At 41.4% G+C, this 18,450-nt stretch carries 16 protein-coding genes and 2 pseudogenes; 1 reads left to right on the top strand and 17 read right to left on the bottom strand.

Going from position 1 to position 18,450, the window contains the following annotated elements; all coding sequences use genetic code 11:
- Positions 1–298, top strand: a pseudogene (locus BMZ71_RS15150) (IS701 family transposase); the annotation flags it as partial.
- Between the two features lie 57 nt (positions 299–355).
- On the opposite strand, the pseudogene BMZ71_RS12255 reads toward BMZ71_RS15150, so the two are convergent.
- The 17 genes and pseudogenes from BMZ71_RS12255 to BMZ71_RS12185 form a co-directional block, all read right to left on the bottom strand.
- A pseudogene (locus tag BMZ71_RS12255) lies at positions 356–958 on the bottom strand (hypothetical protein).
- A 421-nt stretch (positions 959–1,379) separates the two neighbouring features.
- Entirely contained in the window at positions 1,380–2,426 is a 1,047-nt protein-coding gene (locus tag BMZ71_RS15145; RefSeq protein ID WP_218142821.1) for an Eco57I restriction-modification methylase domain-containing protein, read from the bottom strand.
- Positions 2,426–5,683: a DEAD/DEAH box helicase family protein gene (locus BMZ71_RS12250; protein WP_218142820.1), complete on the bottom strand. Its 3,258-nt coding sequence runs from the start codon at positions 5,681–5,683 to the stop codon at positions 2,426–2,428. Before BMZ71_RS12250 ends, BMZ71_RS15145 begins: the two co-directional genes overlap by 1 nt.
- 3 nt (positions 5,684–5,686) lie before the next feature.
- Entirely contained in the window at positions 5,687–6,634 is a 948-nt protein-coding gene (locus tag BMZ71_RS12245) for a restriction endonuclease (protein ID WP_245734437.1), read from the bottom strand.
- Between the two features lie 26 nt (positions 6,635–6,660).
- A complete protein-coding gene (locus tag BMZ71_RS12240) occupies positions 6,661–6,864 on the bottom strand; it encodes a helix-turn-helix domain-containing protein (protein ID WP_086990544.1) in 204 nt (67 codons plus the stop codon).
- Positions 6,865–7,097: 233 nt separating this feature from the next.
- Positions 7,098–9,656, bottom strand: coding sequence for a DUF262 domain-containing protein (locus BMZ71_RS12235; protein ID WP_086990542.1), 2,559 nt, complete (start codon positions 9,654–9,656; stop codon positions 7,098–7,100).
- A 186-nt stretch (positions 9,657–9,842) separates the two neighbouring features.
- Complete coding sequence (locus BMZ71_RS12230; RefSeq protein ID WP_086990541.1) at positions 9,843–11,102, bottom strand: MFS transporter; 1,260 nt, start codon at positions 11,100–11,102, stop codon at positions 9,843–9,845.
- 555 nt (positions 11,103–11,657) lie between these two features.
- Positions 11,658–12,521 (bottom strand): cysteine ABC transporter substrate-binding protein, encoded by an 864-nt coding sequence (locus BMZ71_RS12225; RefSeq protein WP_068559413.1) that lies wholly within the window; start codon positions 12,519–12,521, stop codon positions 11,658–11,660.
- Between the two features lie 39 nt (positions 12,522–12,560).
- Positions 12,561–13,304: an amino acid ABC transporter ATP-binding protein gene (locus BMZ71_RS12220; protein ID WP_281242347.1), complete on the bottom strand. Its 744-nt coding sequence runs from the start codon at positions 13,302–13,304 to the stop codon at positions 12,561–12,563.
- A 17-nt stretch (positions 13,305–13,321) separates the two neighbouring features.
- Complete coding sequence (locus BMZ71_RS12215) at positions 13,322–13,999, bottom strand: amino acid ABC transporter permease (RefSeq protein ID WP_068559409.1); 678 nt, start codon at positions 13,997–13,999, stop codon at positions 13,322–13,324.
- Positions 13,980–14,639, bottom strand: a complete 660-nt coding sequence (locus BMZ71_RS12210) for an amino acid ABC transporter permease (RefSeq protein ID WP_086990537.1) — start codon at positions 14,637–14,639, stop codon at positions 13,980–13,982. The genes BMZ71_RS12215 and BMZ71_RS12210 overlap by 20 nt, the downstream gene beginning before the upstream one ends.
- Positions 14,640–15,180: 541 nt before the next feature.
- A complete protein-coding gene (locus BMZ71_RS12205) occupies positions 15,181–15,948 on the bottom strand; it encodes a SagB/ThcOx family dehydrogenase (RefSeq protein ID WP_086990534.1) in 768 nt (255 codons plus the stop codon).
- 107 nt (positions 15,949–16,055) lie between these two features.
- Positions 16,056–16,274 (bottom strand): helix-turn-helix domain-containing protein, encoded by a 219-nt coding sequence (locus BMZ71_RS12200; protein ID WP_086990532.1) that lies wholly within the window; start codon positions 16,272–16,274, stop codon positions 16,056–16,058.
- Positions 16,275–16,284: 10 nt separating this feature from the next.
- Positions 16,285–16,764 carry a DUF2975 domain-containing protein gene (locus BMZ71_RS12195; protein ID WP_086990530.1) on the bottom strand — a complete coding sequence of 160 codons (480 nt, stop codon included), beginning with the start codon at positions 16,762–16,764 and terminating at the stop codon, positions 16,285–16,287.
- A 108-nt stretch (positions 16,765–16,872) separates the two neighbouring features.
- The gene (locus BMZ71_RS14965) at positions 16,873–17,031 is read right to left on the bottom strand and encodes a hypothetical protein (protein ID WP_177187612.1); all 159 of its coding nucleotides are present in this window, start codon (positions 17,029–17,031) and stop codon (positions 16,873–16,875) included.
- A gap of 57 nt (positions 17,032–17,088) precedes the next feature.
- Positions 17,089–17,925, bottom strand: coding sequence for a Cof-type HAD-IIB family hydrolase (locus BMZ71_RS12190; protein WP_086990528.1), 837 nt, complete (start codon positions 17,923–17,925; stop codon positions 17,089–17,091).
- 23 nt (positions 17,926–17,948) lie between these two features.
- Positions 17,949–18,332 (bottom strand): VOC family protein, encoded by a 384-nt coding sequence (locus tag BMZ71_RS12185; protein ID WP_086990526.1) that lies wholly within the window; start codon positions 18,330–18,332, stop codon positions 17,949–17,951.
- Positions 18,333–18,450: the final 118 nt, after the last annotated feature.

Here is an 18,450-nt window from a genome sequence, read left to right as displayed (position 1 = left end):
TGAACAGAAGACCTTCTGGTCCTTCGGTAAATATATGGTCAGAAGCAAAAATGGAATTGAAAGTTACGTCAACTTTTTAGCCATTGCCTATAGTTGCGTTCAGCTTCTTCCCTTCAAACAGGAGAGGTATGCCCATTTGAAGGAGGAAAGTTCTCAAGTGAAGAAACAACTCATTGGAATGGCGATCCAGCAGGAAGTATTTTTCTATACTTTCGTGCTTTCCATCGAAAACAGGATTAAATCGCTGGCTATCCTAAAGACTTATGAACGATGGGCTGAAGAAAAACATAGTTTTTAATTACTTGTAAAGTGGTGTAAAGCACGGTTAAGGACAAGAATTTACCACCGCTAGTCTTTAGAAAAAGTCTGGGTGGATGTATTTCATTTCGTATTTCTTCCGAAATGCACCCACCGCCTCAGCGTCATAAAAATGGGCAACCATATAGCCTTCCTTATCATATGCTTCAGCAATTACTTTTGGTGCCATTACATTCTTTGGATAGTAGGTTGGCATTATTTTCGAAATGCGATCATAGGTGACTTTCTTATTTTTCAGACTTTCTTGTTTGTTAACACGGTACAAGCCTTTAAAGATGGCTTCGTATTTCGTTGAAGATACCTTTTCATAAGAAAAGAGCGCTATTTTTTGGTTCAGCTCCGTTAATCGACTCCAGGCATATTTGTCATTTTCCGCAGAATTAATATGGAACTCCGTGAACCTGTTCCCATCTGGAGTTAAGCGGTTATCCCACTCTCCATTGGGATAAAACTTCAAACGCTTGATGTCCGTATCTTCCTCAAACTAATGCTTTGCGCCGCTGCCCTGGAAACCTTTGTACCCTGCCCCAAAACAGTTACAGCACTCCGCAACAGTCCGCAAGCGGACATCGTCATCAGCATCTATATAGCCTTTTTCTATATATTCACTTGGTTTTGATCCTTGACAACAGATTCCCATGATACAAACATATCTTTATTACGACTAATCAAAGTATCCACCGCCTCATCTGATTTGCTCTCATTATCTCAATGTTATTAAGGGTATTCAAGATTTATTTAATTTACTTCCATTTCAGTTACGCAAATTGTTACAACCTTAGATAATCCGGAAGGAGAAAAAAAGCGGAAAGCCCGTCAATCATAGGAATTCCGCTCAATCAACTTTATTCTCTTTTTCAAATCATTCCCATAACTATCAAAAGAATACCGTCACACCGCCGCTCCTCTCAATTAAATGACCTCATTTGTGGTAAGCATGTGCGTAACCTAGATGGAGACGCGTCTCATTCATTGTGTTTCCTGTCAAAAAAGTTTGACGCTATCTTCTTGATGAAACCATTTACCGCATCGCTAGCTTTCTGTTATATCTCGATCTTACACTAATCCATCGCTTGCACTTTATTTTCGATAAAGTCAATTTCATTTTGGTCGAGACCGTATTTTTTGTAAAGCTGCTGGTCGATTGACTTAACGGATTGAGCCCAGTCAATATCTGAGTTTGATGTGAAGTCTTGCAATGGAACATACTTCCATTTAGCGGAAGTATTATGTTGAGTAACTTTTAAGATGCCGAGCATTGTTCTAGCGAATTTTGATTTTACATATTTAAAGCAGTTTTGTGCTTCAATTTCGTTGTCAAAAGTACCAATTGATATAAATGTTTCTGTAAACCCGATTAGGGGTTCCCCGATTAGGGGTTCCCCGATTAGGGGTGTAGACAATACCTCGCCTAAAGCACCAGTTCCATTTGCATTAGGTAATACAACTCTCCATTTATCAAACCCAGTTGGTTCATTTACATAATCTTTACGAATCCAACGATAAACTCGCCGATTACCGAGCAATCCTATTATTTGGATATATTCTTTGCCATCGTCAGGCTTGCGCTCAAAATAAATGATGTTATCTAATATTTTGAAAGCACCTGTGCCAACATCTTTTGTATGCCCCTTCGATTGAACATCAACAATTTGCGGACATTCAGCAATAGCCATATCCGTAAGTCGATAGATACCACGTCCTGTAATTAGCGGTTCAACGGTTTGAGTGGTTTTGCTCGACACCTTAACCAGCATAGAATTAAGTTCTTCAAAATGTGTGAACGTACCTATTTTGCCGAACACTTTATTCTTATCACGAAGAAGAACAACGACTCCGCCCTTTATATCCGTATTACGAAAAATATTTCCTGATTTTTGCTCATAAAACACTATTTTGAGATGTTCATCGTTGAGCATTTTATTATTCCAGATTTTAGGAGTGTAACCTGCTCCCGACAAAAAACGTGCCGGGGAGATTAGGCAATACTGTGCAGAGATTCGCTCTGCCAAATCATAAAAATGATTATATATTGGGCTATTGCTAGTACTGCCACCGATGGATTCGTCCTGATACGGTGGATTTCCCACCACTACGTCAAATTTCATTAATTCTTACCTCCAAACAATTCATCACATTTAGCTTCAAAGTCACCTTCACATCGAGCAAAAGGTGTTGTATCAAGATAAACGACATGTGAGTCATCAATATTCTTAGCTTTTTCATCAAAGCCAAAGATAAAGTTACGTGCAATATTATAGATGATTTCACTTGGCGCAAAACCATAAACTTGATGTTCAAGGATATGCTTCAAGCGTTCATTTTCATCTGGAATTTTATCTTCAAGCCCTGCATATAACCGCTTAACTATCTCAGTGATATAAAGGCCAGACTTCATATACAAGTCTGCAAATGTTTTATCAGGGTTCGTGAAATCTTCCGGGCTTTCTTCTTCCAACTTATCAATCATCATCTTCACGACTTTCTTCGGCGTAAAAATTTGGTTGGTTTGTTGGGGTGGAATATAATCAAAGATATCCTCTTCTTGGCTTTCATCAAAATAGTTGGCAAGATCTGCACGTTTTCTCAAGAATTCTTGAACGGACTCGTCAAATACCACAGCATCAAAAAAATTATAAGTGTCACGTAAAGTTCTAAATTGATCCAAAGTGATGCCTGTTACTACCTTGAAGACTTCATCTTTGATTGTTGTATCAAATGACGCCAGTGTTGTTGATGGATCACCGTAAGCCATTAAGAATGATGGAATCGTTCTTGCAAAACCACGTAAACGAGCACGCACATCATCTTCAACTGTATTTTTCTTCTTGTCTTCAGCTTTCTTCAAGATAGTTTCAGTTGATTGTTGTATCAATTCTTTGGTTTTCGTCTCAACCGTTGTCGCGACTTCTTTCTTGAAATCTTCTTCGATTTGATGATTCTTAACTTCATAAGCAACTTTTGCTTCTGCCACTTTAGCTTCATCGTTATGAGCTTCTGCTACTATTTTCTTATATTCAACTTCTGCTTCGGCGTGTTTGATTTCAGCTCTCTTTTGAACTGTGTCTACTTCACGAGCAATCACATTGGCACTTTGTTGCACAACTTGCTCAGCAGCTTTTGCGGTCAAGCCATTTTCTTTCGCCAAGCCTTTAACCGCTTCTTGCGTATATTCCTTGAAGGTAGTTGCAACGACGTTTGATAAGTTGTTCGCTACTTGATTAGTTGCTTCCTCAATTGTTGACTGGATGTCAGCATAAACTTTTTCTCCAAAATGAGCATTTGTTTGTGCTACAACAATATCTTGCTCAACAGTGGCTTCGCCATTATTGTCCACTCGGACATCTTTCGTATCAATTGGATCGTCTGTCTTACGTGGTACTGTTTTCCCAACATCAACAGGATTTAATTGTTCCAAGATTTCACGAGCACCAGCTGATGCAAAGATTCCTGAAATGTTCTGGAAGAGTAGATTTGACATGAAGCCACGACGGACGACCTCCTGCGCTTTGATTACCTTTGGAATCGTCAAAACTTGGTTCACATCAAGCTCAACCATCTTCCCATTATTATCTTCTGCAATGACCGGGAAGAAGTTTAACAAGGTACGGATGTTGGCTTTGCGATCGACAGTCGTTCCACCACCATTGGTTGTCTTGCTTGATAGGTTATTAGCAAATTCATCATAAATCATAAGGGTACGTTCTGGCGCAAAGTCAAAAACATAAGCATTTTCTTTTTGACGCATTTGTCCATCAACTTTATAGTCGCACGGATTTTGCGCTCGAAAAGCTGCCTGCATATATAGACTTGGTGATTTCATGTTAGAAAGCATCAATACTGCAGTCCACTCAGGTACCGTTACACCCGTGGTTAATTGCCCAACAGACAACGTGATCGTTTTATCATGAGTTGCAATTGCTTCTCTTACTCGACCAAGTGATTTTTGATTGATGATTTGGTCATCGTCAGAGCCTCGTCCGTCCCCAGCTGCAAGCACAACCTCATAGTTTTCAAAGACAGGATGTTCTTTAAGTAATTTTTGCAGGGCTTTAGCACTGGCTACACGATTTAAAATCCAGAAACTATGTTTTAACTCATCACGGAGTTCTTTTGTTGAAAACGGATATTTTTCATTATGAGAAAGAGAATCCAACCACTTCTTGATATCCGCCTCATGCACAAATTTCCCGTTATCATTGGTCTCAAAGAATTCATTTAAGTCAAAAGCAAAGTCGATATTTTCACCATTAATCTCAGCACCTTTGTTGACTTCATCTGTAATCATTTGACTCATTTGATAAGAGAACATACTCAACCGTGGCAATTTTTCGTAAGGATTGTTTTCTTCAGGTTTGTCCCAGGCAGCTTTGGCTTCTTGCTCATCAGCGTAAGTCCAGTTATAGATTTGATTTTGAGCAAATTTTCCAGAAGCTACTGCTTTGAATGGTGTACCGGATAAGTGAAGCGTTAAATCACGATTGATGTTTTCAAAGGCTATATCTGTCTTGAACGTATCAACCCCTTCGTGTGATTCATCGATAACTAATAGGTCCCAATGTAAGTCTTTGACCCATTTTAGCTTGTCACGACCACCACCAAAAGAAATAGCACCTTTTAAGTCTTGTAAAGAGATAAAGGCAACCATTCTGTCTTTACCACCGTTGTGCATTTGCTTTTCAAACTCGTCTCGATTCATCACCAGACGGTCTTTTAATGAATCACTTGTTGAAACAAATGCAAAATCTGTTTGCCAAGCAACGAACTTTTCAAAATCGTCAAACCAAGAATTCGCAACAGCTGGACGATTCGTGACAATTAAAACCTTATTAGCATCTAATTTGCGAGCAAAATCATACGTCGTCAGCGTCTTCCCAAAACGTGGCTTAGCATTCCATAAATACTCGCCATTTTTATGATTTTTTGCATATTCTAATGTCCGAGTAACTGCCGCTTCTTGTTCAAAACGAAGTTGATAGGTTAATTCTTCTTTGACTTGACTACACTCGTTGTTACAGAAAGCTTCAAAATCAGCATGAGCCTTTTCTGGAGTACCATTGTAGAAAAACCACTCAGTATTTGGGCGTTGTTTAATACTCTTGTATTTACGCAAATAAGCATGAAGCTGTTTATCTTTGAACCAATCATCTGACAAGTTGAGTTTTGCAGGTTCTGACCAGAGCTTTAAATACTCTAGGTTAATGGCAGCAGTTTTCGTTTGTTCACGAATACGCTCATCGACATTTTTACGTTCAGTGTAACCAATTTTGATCCAACCTTCGTCGTCTTTTATAGTCGGCAAAGTGTAGGCGTAAATCTGTGGATATATCGTTTTGGTCGTTTTGATTAGCGTATTGTCAGTCATATCCTACTTAACTCCTTTATCAAAGAATTCCATTTTATTTGTCTCCCAGTTCATCACTTTCACGCGCTTACCTGGTTTAATATTCCATCGCTCTTCTGGTTCTTCGTCATCGAATAGTGACATTTGTACCTCAACAATTTTTTCTCGTTTCTCTGTTAGAGGAATGATGTATTTCAATCCATCCATTTGGAAAACGTTGTAGCTGATAATTTCAGCAATATCCTCGAACAAACCGTAAAGCGGTTCTTCTAACCATTTAGCAAAATAGTAGTCACGGTAGGTGTATAGTAAATTTTCACGAGCAAGCAGTAATGAGTCACCGCTCCACTCGAATCCATAGCTTGATTTATAAGCTTCCACAACTAAGCGTTGCCATTCTGCTTTATCGACCACTTCTTCATTGATGCGTTTTAGCTTTCGGTCGACGAATCCAACACGTTCATTCAGTGGCACAATTTCACTAGTTGCCATATCATAGCGAGTTGCCATATATGGTGCTTCCCCACAAGTGATTTCCAACCATGTTCGTTTGACATAGATTTCTAGGTCATCATCTAGATAGTCCTTCTCAACCTCATCATTTTGTTTTTTCACAATCCAAGTTGGAGTAAACACTTCCGCCTTTGACTTAGTGCGCTCTTTTTGTCTTTCCTTTGATTTCAAGGCTCGTGGTTTAATGATTTGTCCCATTTGGCCCGTCACTAGTTCAGGTCGCATTTGAGCTGTTGCTGCATAAGCTTTATTACCATGTTTGATATAGTTTTCATTCGCCCAAATGATGTTCTTCTTCGCCTTTGATGTGGATGTTGTTCGATCGATCAAGAGAATATCTAATATGTTTGGCATTTGTTCACGAATTGTATTTTCAAGAATGTCAGTTGAACTACATTCATCAATAATCTGGTTTTTATCTTCCTCACTTGGTTTCATCATAGTCTCTGCTACTAACAAATAGCTGCCCCCTCCCGTTTTAGATGTCATCGTTCTTCTAACCCAATGATGTCGCTAATATCAATATCTAAAGCGATAGCTATTTTTACAAGCGTCTCAATTGCCACCGGTTCGTTCTTCCCCAGTTTTGCAAAGACGTTACTACTCACTCCTGCTGCTTCCTTGAGCTGAGTTTTATTCATTTCCTTGTCAATCAATATTTTCCACAATTTTTTATAGGTGATATCCATTGGGAGCTCCTAACATTACTTTTCATACTTAAAAATCCATTAGGCACATTATATCACGATAAAAAAAGCTTTTCTTTGCTTCTCATAACTTTTTGTGGAGTTTCCTAAAGCAATCACTAGGGTTATACATTAAGAAATCCCCAAAAATCGGACAAAATCTCTCTATCCCTTTTGTTCTCTCTGCAGTAGGTGTCATAAATCCGATAGTTATCATTACTCGCAGAATAAGCACGCTAATACTCTCGCGCAATTATTTCATTTATGTGAATCATGTCAGCACTGAAAAAATCATCTATCTTCCCCTTGATTTCGTTCTTTAAATCTTCTACATTATCTTTGTATTGTTCAATGTAGTTTTTGGGCAAGATATCTTTTCTGTAGATTTGAGTCCATTTTTTCCCACTGCTAATTTCAGAAAAAATTGTTTTAGTCTGGTTTCTTTCGGCAATTTTCAAGATATTTTGTCTTGTGCTTTCCTCACCGGGTCCCACATACAGCGTGAAACCTATTTTCCCACTTTTAATGTCGCACTCATATAAAAGGACTCTTTTTGAGGCAGTCCAACCCGACCCAGTTTTCTCAATCAGAGCATCCAATGTTTGGGTTGTAAACCGTATGTATCTGAAGTTGGCTTTACTATCCCTGATTATTTCCGGATTTGTATCCAGCAATGATTTGATAGTATCCATAACCGCATTTTGGATTTTCTTCTTTCCCTCGGGATCCCCAATTTCGCCATCTCTGAATTCTATCATGAGATCATCTTCAGCTATTTTGTATAGTTCAAACAATTTTTTAAGACTGTTCTCTTTGGCCCAAGTGCTTGTCTCACCGTAGAAATATAAACGCTCAGCAATTTCCACGTATCCGTCTCGTCTTTCTTCTATAAAAGATGCGGCCAAGCCAGACTCTTCAGATGCGGCCAATTGATACAGCCCGCTGGGATCCTTATCAAATAACATCTTGATAATTTTTATTATCATTTCCTTCCAATACTTGACCGAAATTCTTCCACTCTCTAAAAATTCAAAAGCAGCAACCGTCATACCGGTATAATCTTGATCAGAATCAAAGGGAACGGTTCCCGCATCTATGATGATTGGTTCAAATGCAGTACTTGGGTATTTCCATAAATTCAAGGCATTCTTTTCCATGTCTTTTGCTCTTGCCTTAAGCTCTTGCTCTGTCCATCGTTCAGCTTTTTTTAAATATTCATTCAGCCTGAACGGACTGGCCTTGAAACCATCCCGCATGTCTCTTTTAACGGAAAAAGTTCGATTGCTATAATTGGAGTTGTATCCGGTAACAGTAAGATTGGCTAATCGATTTAACCAGATTTCATGAACCTCTTTGTAGTTCTTTCCAAGATCTTTTTGCCATTCTTTAGATAATGTTTGAGGCATGATATGTTCAATGCTGTATTTCTTTGTATTGAGCAAGCCATCGATTATCTCAGTTGTCTCTTTACTCTCTCTATTCTCTAAACGGTTAAAGATATAGGCTCTCCATTTGTTATTGATGTGATAAAAATCTTTTGAATTGATCGCCTCTCTGAACTCATCATCTTTTGGCAATCTTGCACTGCCGGTTTTATTGAGAAGTATGTATTTCATCACTCCAGCGTAATTGTCTTGATTTGTTTTAAGTTTTAAAACATCTCTATTGAGCGTTGAGTATATTTTGCTCAATGCATTTGTCGGCAAATTACAGATGGATCGTCTTACGATGAAGTTTTCAGTTGCTCTGAAAATATCTAGAAGCTCATCCTCACTCAGGATTGTATCTTCGTAATTTTTCAGGATTTCAAGAAAGAAAGGCGTCATGACACTCATTTCCAAAATATTGATGCGCTTTAACACCTCATTAACGCCTTTTGTTGTTGTAGAGGCTTCCTTTATTTGCTCGTACCGCTTAGCATAAGCCAAAAGATCGATCAACAGCGATTTAATAGTTATCCCGTTGACTGTTACATATTCTTTGAAATCAAAATAGATATTCGAAAAATTAGGAATCTTATTTTGCTTTAGCGTTAAATAGTGACGTATAAAATCACTAACGTCATACGCTGTTTTTTCCTCGATAAGGTTCCAATATTTTTCATAGTACTCCTCTTGGTTAGACGGAGATTCCCCCATCAAAATAAAGTTTCTGATTTTGTCGCCTTCGCTTAAATCCAATCCGGTTGAATTTAAACTTTCAAAAATTAACTGAGGATCATCTTCTGGCGAGTCCAAGCTGACCTGCATGATTTCCAGTTTCTGTACGGCACTAAAAAGTTCATCGACACTAATATTCTTTTCTTGGATTCGGTTATAGAAGTATAGATAATTTACGGTCATATTTGATGACATAATAAACTCGTCCGGATCGCCAAATAATCTTTGAAAAGCAAGATTATCTTTTTTTATTGGCTTCAGTTTCAGTTTTTCGTCACCTTTTTTAAAAGGGTTGGTCAAGTATAAATCCTTGATCATTTCAGCCTTACTTTCCTCATTTGAAGTCACTTTCCCTTCAAATAATAGATTCATCATTGCCAACAGCAATAAGGAAACTGTAGTCAATCGTTGCTGCCCATCAATAATGATTACCTCACTCATCATCCCACTAGGCTTATAAACGATACTTCCGAAAAAATGCTTCTTTTTGTCAGTCTGTGATACATCGATCAAATCATCATAAAGTTTTTTGCAGTTAGCTTTCTTCCAATCATAATTTCTCTGATAAACAGGGATAATGAAGCGCGCACCACCGCCTTGCATCAACTGTGATAATGGAATGACATTACCTTGCATAATTACCCTCCTGACAAAATATTCTTAATGTTATTTTAATTTAATTGTACCACGTCAGATGCATAAAAATTTATTTTTTATAGCGATATTTCATTTACTGTGTAAACCAAAAAAAGCTGCTCTCGGTCAGGAGAGCAGCTTAATGTATTAGCGTTCAGATAACAATTTTCGATTATTTACCAGCTATTAAGCCCTTTTAATCTCGCGTTTTCTTAATGTTACTGCGGCGAAGAAAGACGCTAAGCAAACTACCATGAAGTCGATGCTGACGATGATTGTCGTGTTGTAGCTGCCGCTTGCATCATAGAAGTAGCCCAGCAGCGGGCCGCCCAAAGCCAAACCCAGGCTGCTGGCTGTCGATAAGATGCCCCATATGGCGGTGAATTCCTTTTTCCCTAAAACCTCAAACGTGACTAATTGGTTCATTACGGCAGGAACGCCTGTGCTCATTGAATAGATCATCGCTGCGCCGATCATGATCGTGATGTTATCGGTTGCGGCAAAAATACAGAATGCAAGGATGTAGATTGTCGTGAAAATGTACAAAGCTTTTGTTGCACCCAGCTTGTCACTGGCGATGCCCATGATGATCTTGGAAGCGATCATGACGATGGCCGCGATCGACAAAACCATACCTGCTTGAACATCAGTCGCACCTTTTGTCGTAAAGAAGATCGGAATTTGTTGGGTGAATGTGGAAATCATTGCGAAACACACGAATGACAAGGCCAATAAGTAGAATACTGGCGAACGCAATGCTTGCGCATAGGTCATATCCGTGTTTTTATGGTTGGTGACAACTGTCGAAGAATCATTCGTTGCTTGTTCTGCTACAGCTGCAAGCGAATCTTCCGTCACGCCATAAGGCAACATGCCTACATCAGCGGGCTTTTCGATCAACAGAAACGCTCCCAAGAACAAAGCAACAGCGTACATGCCGCCCAATAATAAGAACCCTTTTTCCCAACCATAATTTTGGATGAAAGTCGGGACAATTGCGCTCGTGATAGCGGTGCTTAAGCCGATCGATGCAGCAACAAGTCCCATAACCAAGCCGTGGCTTTTGCGGAACCAATTATTCACAAGCGTTACAGAAACGATTGCTGTTGACGACATCATAAATAAGCCGATGACGATTGCCCCCAAGTAGAATGCAAGCAAGGATTTTCCGTTGGATAATAGTAGGAATCCTAATGCTCCGAAAATACCACCCAGGATGGATGTTTTCCGCAAGCCAATTTTAGGCAGCAAAAATTTGGTGACTAAAGGCACCGCTACTATTCCGGTCAAATTAAGGAAACTGCCCACCAAACTGAATTGAGAAACTGAAAATCCGGTCGCTTCTGTTACCGGTTTGAAAAACGATGCCAACCCGTTCATCGGAATCCCTACCCCTAGCATCAACAGCATACCTGCAATGATAATCCGTATATATTTTTTCGACAAAATAAAACGCCCCTCACAATGATATATTTTTTCAATTGTTTTAAATAATGCCTCCAGCCAGAACCAAATATACTCTATTACATTGAATAGGTTCAGCCTATAATGTAATTATATTTATCTACACCAGAAATACCGCTTTCATTTATGAGACATTATTCACATATGTTCTCATTTGAATGTAATTTTTCAGGTAGCTAGTAAATGGACTCAGACTGATTAACTTTTATTTGTACAGATTCATTATCAGAATGCATCCAAACCAACATCCCTCATTATAGAGAGTCCATCCGACATGTCAAACTTGAAAAATCTAAAGGAATCCGCTTTCCGCGCTGATATAACATCGTTTTTCTGTAAAATTGTCTGAAACCCAACTTTTTCTTGAATTATTATTAACTTTTATTATGATTCGCTATATTTTCATTTTATATCAACAGATTACCTGATTTATTTTCACAACATCTGAGAAATTCAAAAAGGCCGGAACCGAAGTCCCGACCTATTTGTGTATTGGGAAACTATTATCGCTGACCAAGCCGACAATTGCATCTCTTATTATTGATTTATCAGGACGGATGCAGGATCAATATCGGAGCTGAATGCTGGGGCTAATGTCTTTTCGTATGCTTCTGCGATAAAGCCACTTTCATTCAACGTATCAATCTCTGCATTCACCCATTCCGACAATGCGGTGTCGCCTTTAGCTACTGCTGGCGCGATGGTATCTTCGTTCCCGATGGCTTCAACGCCTGCCACAAAGCCAGGATTGTCTTTGATCCAACCGAAGATCAAGGTATTGTCGTGTGCCAAAGCGGCGCCACGGCCATCCAATAAGGCTTGGAACGTTTCTGTGTTTTGCTCATAGACCAACAGTTCGATATCAGGGTAATTTTCTCTGAAATAAGCTTCTGCGGTTGTTCCTTTGTTGACGATCAATTGTTTGCCTTCCAATTGAGAAACATCCGTGATGACATCCCCTTCTGGAGAAACGATTCCAATAGATACTTTCATATATGGGTTGGCGAAGTCCACTACTTCTGCACGTTCCGGTGTGACGGTGAAGTTGGCCATCATCAGGTCAACCTTGCCTGTTTCCAGATACTCCACTCGGTTTGCTGCTTCTGTGATGACCCATTCGATTTTTGAAGAGTCCCCTAGCAGATCTTCTGCGATTTTTTTGGAAATCTCAACGTCGAAGCCTTGGTTGTCTCCGTTCGCATCCACATAACTGAACGGCGGTTTGTCGCCGAAAACACCGATGCGGATGACGTCATTTTCTTTGATTGTGTCCACTGTTGTTTTATCTTCAATATTGGCAACGGAGCCTTCTGAAGAATCATTTGTTGCACCCGCGCCGCAAGCCGCTAGCCCCACTGTCGCTGATAATATAGCCAATGATTTGATAAATTTGTTTTTCATTCTTCATTCCTCCAATGTTTTTTCATATATATTGTCTTTCTATTGAAACCTGAATGTGTTGATGAATTCGTTAGCCCTTTGCGATTGTGGCTGCGTGAAAAAAGCTTTCGGATCCTCAGAAATTTCAACAATGTTCCCTTTTTCCATAAAGACGATTTTATCGCTGACTGCCTCCGCAAAAGCCATTTCATGGGTGACGATCAGCATCGTCATGCCGTCTTTTGCCAGATCGAGGATGACGTTCAAGACTTCCCTAATCATCTCGGGATCGAGCGCCGCCGTCACTTCATCGAAAAGCATGATTTCCGGGTGCGTCATCAATGCGCGCACGATTGCAACCCGTTGCTGCTGCCCGCCGGACAACTGCCTCGGGAAGCTATGCGCTTTATCTTCCAGACCAACCCGTTTCAGCAACGCAATGGCTTCTTCGGCTGCCTCCTCTTTCTTGCGTTTTTGAACTTTTAAAGGAGCCAATAGGACATTATCAAGAACTGTCATGTGCGGAAACAGATCATACTTTTGAAAGACCATTCCGATTTTCTGCCTGACTTCTTTCCAACTCGTCCCTGCTGCGGCTATCTCTTTTCCATCCAGCAAGATGCTACCGGACTGAATTTGCTCCAGACCATTGATGCAGCGCAGGGCAGTCGATTTGCCGCAACCTGATTGTCCGATGATGGTCACAACTTCTCCTTTGGCTACATCCAACTGGATATCAGCCAAGGCCTGAGTTTCTCCGTAATATTTATTTACGTGTTTCAGCTTTAATATTGGACTTTCCAATGTTTCTTCACCCCTTCTCACTCTTGCCATTTCAATTCCAGTTTTTTGGATAATTTCGATAACGGGTAACAGACGATGAAGTACAGGAAGAAGATCAACCCATAGATCCAGAAGGAAGCACTCGGATAGTCCTTCACGGATACTTCAATCACTTGCTGTCCGACCTTGATGACTTCAATAATCCCTATCAACGGCAACAGCGCTGTCGTTTTCACCATCCTGGTAGCCAAGTTGATGGCCGGTGGAACGATGCGCCGGACGGTCTGAGGAATAATGACATACACATAGAGTTGCCCTGCAGTCAATCCTAATGCCTGTCCGCTTTCCCATTGGATTTTTGGTATGGATGTGACGGATGCTCTGACGATGTCGGCCATTTCAGCAGTACCCCAAAAGGTAAACACGAAAATGGCGATCACTCGATTATCAATATGAATGCCTGTCCAACGTGTAAGGCCGAAGTACAGGATATACAGCATCACCAATACGGGGACAATCCGTACGACTTCGAGGTAGAGCCTTGTGACGAACCGAACAACGATATTTCTGCTTGTCATGAGCATTCCGACCAAAAGTCCCAGTATGAATGAAAGCACGACTGATATGATTGCGACAAAAACCGTTTGCCCAAGGCCTTCCAAGATACGTTGCAGATTTTGACCTTCGAATAAAATGTTAATTCCCGAATCCTGCAAAACGCAACCTCCTTTCGATGAAATGGATCAAAAGGGATATCGGCAATAAAAACACCAGATAGGTTGTGACCATCAAGAATAGCGCTTCATTGGTCTTGTAATACAATCCCATGATATCTTTCGCGACAAAAACCAGATCGGCTAATGCGATTGCGCTGAACACGGAGGTTTCTTTCAGCAGAAAGATGATGTTCGCCCCGATGCTGGGAAAGGAATTTGCGATTGCCTGCGGGAAAATAACATACAGAAAAGTTTGCGTGTTTGATAAACCCAGACCGGACGCTGATTCCATCTGAATATTCGGGACGGATTCCAAACCACCTCTTATCGCTTCCGCAAAGTAACTACCTCCCAAAAAGGTTAACCCTAATATGCCACAGACTTCAGCGCTCAAGTGGATACCAACCTGCGGCAAGCCAAAATACAAGAAAAACAATTGTATCATCAAGGGCGTATTGCGGGACAATTCGATGTATCCCTCAAAAAACTGCGACAACACAGGCAATTTATAATAGCGCACGATACTGACAATTAGGCCGATGATAAAGGCAAAGATGATCCCAATCCAACCCAAGCGCAACACAAGGAATGCTGCTTCCTGGTACATGGGGATAGCCTTTCTTATAAAATCCAAGTCCATTGTTTTCCTCCAATCCTTTATGGCTTTTTCCAGTTTCTGATCATCGCCTCACAAATAAAAAACTTCCCGATATTTTAGGAAGCAACGATTACTTTAGCGCCTTTGTCAGCTTTTACTGTTTGCTTGATTCAATATACCAAGACATTATTTCTGTAAAAAGATGATTAAAATAGCAATTTTCTGTCGTAATTTTTCCATTGAATATCTATTCACATATGGTATCATGACTGCCAATAAATGAATATTATGCAGAACCGAACACAGTTGATAGGTTTTGCCGAACAGCTGAACGCAGTAAAAAAATCATACCTCGCTGCGCCTTCGCTAAAGGCATGCTAGAACGAAACAGCTCACTATATGCTGATGTAATGAGTTAATATTTACCCCGCGAAAACCCATTTAGCGGGGTAAAATGTATAAGAGCAACACGAGATACCCCGTTAAGTTGATTTAGGCGGTTTTTCTGAATGTTATTTGAACGGAAATAGCCCGCCAAAAACACTTTGGCGGGCTATTTCTTATTATACATTCAATTCCGATGCTACTTCTTCTCGACTTTCTTCCCGACAGCCGCCAGGAAGATCGTGAATTCATCATCGCCGTCCAAATGCAGAAGTTCATCGACCATGTCCTGATCGTAGATACCCAATGCGCAAGTTCCGGCATCGATTGACTCGCTCGTCAGGTATAGGTTTTCCATGACTGCACCGATGTCAATCAGGATTTTTTTGTGCGCGGTGATGTCGTATTTCCACTCAGAGCGGTACGGGATGCAGCTCCAGGAGAAGATGACCGACGCGCGTTTGGCGAAATTCGGCACGAACGGCTGATCGAGCGTCATTTTATCGACCTGTTCATCTATGTCGTTGACTTCGCTCAGGTACAATAGTTTATGGCAATCCGCCAAATAACGGTACACGCCCTTTTTCAAACCGTCCACGTTAAGGATGAACAGATAGGTCTCAAAGGAATGCGTCCCGCCGCTGCATGGAACCGTGCGGAAGGTGATGCCCGATCTGTTGGTGCCCGTAATGGCTTGCGTGCTCCACAATAGGTAGGAAAGTTCATCTATCGTGAGCGCATCCTTCGCATAATGGCGGACGCTTCTTCGTTCCTTGATGATTTCGTAGATGTTCTCCTTCTTCACAACCCCGCCGTGGACGGCAGGCAAATCCACGATTTTTGCATCCGCATCGTAAGCTTTTACGTTCGGCGGCTGCGGAATTCCCTTCTGTTTATCCGTTTCGATTGCGCTGAATGTTTTGAAATCCGACTTCAGAAAATTGCGTTGTTGTTCATATCTTGCCATGGTAAAACCTCCATTTTTCTTACTATTTTACCACGGATTGTGAATGTTCGCACTATGTCGGACTAAGGGTTTCCCCTGTATTTCCAGGTTATGTGGGCGCAGCATCGCTATTCCTCTTCTTCATCCTCTCGGTATTCCAAAATATCCCCGGGTTGGCAGTCCAAGGCTTTGCAGATGGCTTCCAGGGTCGAGAAGCGGATCGCCTTCGCTTTTCCGGTTTTCAGGATGGAGAGATTGGCCATCGTGATGCCTACATGCTGCGACAGTTGGGTGACGCTCATTTTGCGTTTTGCCAACATGACGTCTATATTGATGATTATTGCCATTTTACGCACCTCATATCGTGTAGTCGTTTTCTTGCTTGATTGCGATCGCATTTTGCAGGAGTTTCTGAAGGACAGCGGCAAAGACGGCAATCACCATGCAGGCGAAAATGATGATCAAGCCGATCAGGACGAGGCCGGGAGCGTCATCCAAATCACCCATCATAAAAATGAGCGGCATAAACAGGATGAACAGCCCGCCGATTGCAGCCGCACAGCGTTTGATGTTCTTCAGCACTTGCACCGTCAGATCGGAAAATGCCAAGTCCTGATCGATGTAACCCAGCAGCTTAAATACTTGGTACAAAGCGACGAAATAGATGCCCGCGGATGCGTACAGTCCGATCATAAATGGATATTGCAAATACGACAGGCTTGGGACCAGTTCGACCAAGAAAGTCGCGATTTCCGGGATAATAAAAATGCAGAGCGCTACTACCGGAAGGCCCATCAGAACGACGACCGCCTTCAAAAAGAATGTTTCTCGTTTCATGTCTACAACACCTCGTTTGGATTTGTTACTGTTAGTGTAGCTTTACATTTATCGTTTTACAATAAATATTTATTCTTTTAAGCAATTCTTAACGAACGTGCTCCACCGCTATGGACGCGAAATACCGGTGAGGACTTCCTCGCCGGTATTTCCGACTTCATTTGGCTGAAAATTCCCGGTGAAGCCTCCTTCGCCGGGAAAGAGGTCCTCATTTGCCGGATAATTCCCGGCGAAGAGCTCCTCACCAGGTATTATACCTGTAGCCAAAAAAGCCAGACCATCCAAAGCTAAGGATGCGGTCTGGCTTTTCGGTATATTCTGTTCTCACAAATATCTCTCAAGCATATGGGCGATGCCGTCTTCGTTGTTGGACAACGTGATTTCGTTCGCGCTCGCTTTCAGCGCGTCGATCGCATTGCCCATCGCAATACCTACACCTGCGTAGGCGATGATGGATGCATCGTTCTGCCCGTCCCCGAATGAGATGACCTGCTCAGCATTGATCCCCAATGACCGCAGTGTCTTGTCCAGCGCATAGGCTTTATCGATGCCTTTGTCGGCAATCTCGAAATAGAACGGCGCCGAGAAAAAGCCATTGATCCGTCCTTCAAATGGCTGCATGATTTCTTGCCAGTGCTGCGCCAAGTAATCCGGTTCTCCCGCGATCAAAATTTTATGCAGGGGGAAATCGACAAAGTCCGCCAGATGTTCCACTTCGCATAATTTAAAGTCTCCGCTGCGGGACTCGTACTCGATGATGTTCCTCAAGCCGTGCGGTGGTGCGGTGATCATGCAATCATACACATTGTTAACATACATATAATCTTTGTGCGCAATCATCGGTTTGACCTCGAATTGCTCCAAGTGCGTAAGCAGCGCTGAGCCTATTTCTTCGGAAATGCTTTGGCTGAAGAGCATCTCATCCGTTGCACAATCCGTCACACAAGCCCCATTATTGGAAAGGAGCAAGCCATGATAGTGTTCCATCTTTAGTTCTTTTGAGAATTTCAGCATCGCCGGCAAGGGCCTACCGGAAGCCAGCACAAGTTTCACGCCGGCTTCTTGAGCACGCAATAATGATTCTCTCGTCCTTGGCGTGATTACTTTCTGGTCATTCAACAATGTGCCGTCGATGTCCAAAACGATCGCTTTCAAATCCACTCAGTTCACCTCATCATTCTATTTTAGATCGTGATTTCGATTCGATTTCCTTCCGGATCGCCGATGACCGATTCATAATAGCCATCGCCGGTCACTCTGCATGGGCTCAACAAAGGATAACCTGCATCCACCAGTTTTTCAGTCAAGGCGTCCACTATTTCTTTGCTGCCGACAGAAATGGCCAGATGCGCAAAGCCAAGTATTTCATTTGTATGGGAGCCTTTGATTACATCTTCGCGATGCATGATCTCCAATCTGGCACCATCCGCGAAGGATAAGAAATAGGATTGGAATCCTGATTTCTGATTATGGTACTTTTCACCTGCCGTAGCCTTAAAGTAATCACAGTAAAATTCTTTCATTTTTTCCAAATCCGCAGTCCAAAGACCGATGTGTTCTATTTTCATTTAATAACCTCCTTGATAACTAACGTACTGTCAAAGTTTAGCTCTGCCAGACGTTCAATTTTGTATTTTTTCGTTGATTTAACGGGGTTAACGACAAAAACAACTTGCCACCCCCCAA

This window comes from Trichococcus flocculiformis (assembly GCF_900113645.1).
GTDB lineage: Bacteria > Bacillota > Bacilli > Lactobacillales > Aerococcaceae > Trichococcus > Trichococcus flocculiformis.
This window is presented reverse-complemented; position numbering and strand designations above follow the sequence as displayed.

What these genes read in the sequence shown, in the direction of transcription:
- BMZ71_RS15145 (WP_218142821.1), bottom strand. Translation starts at nt 2,426, where the DNA reads ATGAAATTTGACGTAGTGGTGGGAAATCCACCGTATCAGGACGAATCC.
- BMZ71_RS12250 (WP_218142820.1), bottom strand. Translation starts at nt 5,683, where the DNA reads ATGACTGACAATACGCTAATCAAAACGACCAAAACGATATATCCACAG.
- BMZ71_RS12240 (WP_086990544.1), bottom strand. Translation starts at nt 6,864, where the DNA reads ATGGATATCACCTATAAAAAATTGTGGAAAATATTGATTGACAAGGAA.
- BMZ71_RS12235 (WP_086990542.1), bottom strand. Translation starts at nt 9,656, where the DNA reads ATGCAAGGTAATGTCATTCCATTATCACAGTTGATGCAAGGCGGTGGT.
- BMZ71_RS12225 (WP_068559413.1), bottom strand. Translation starts at nt 12,521, where the DNA reads ATGAAAAACAAATTTATCAAATCATTGGCTATATTATCAGCGACAGTG.
- BMZ71_RS12210 (WP_086990537.1), bottom strand. Translation starts at nt 14,639, where the DNA reads ATGGACTTGGATTTTATAAGAAAGGCTATCCCCATGTACCAGGAAGCA.
- BMZ71_RS12205 (WP_086990534.1), bottom strand. Translation starts at nt 15,948, where the DNA reads ATGGCAAGATATGAACAACAACGCAATTTTCTGAAGTCGGATTTCAAA.
- BMZ71_RS12200 (WP_086990532.1), bottom strand. Translation starts at nt 16,274, where the DNA reads ATGGCAATAATCATCAATATAGACGTCATGTTGGCAAAACGCAAAATG.
- BMZ71_RS12195 (WP_086990530.1), bottom strand. Translation starts at nt 16,764, where the DNA reads ATGAAACGAGAAACATTCTTTTTGAAGGCGGTCGTCGTTCTGATGGGC.
- BMZ71_RS12185 (WP_086990526.1), bottom strand. Translation starts at nt 18,332, where the DNA reads ATGAAAATAGAACACATCGGTCTTTGGACTGCGGATTTGGAAAAAATG.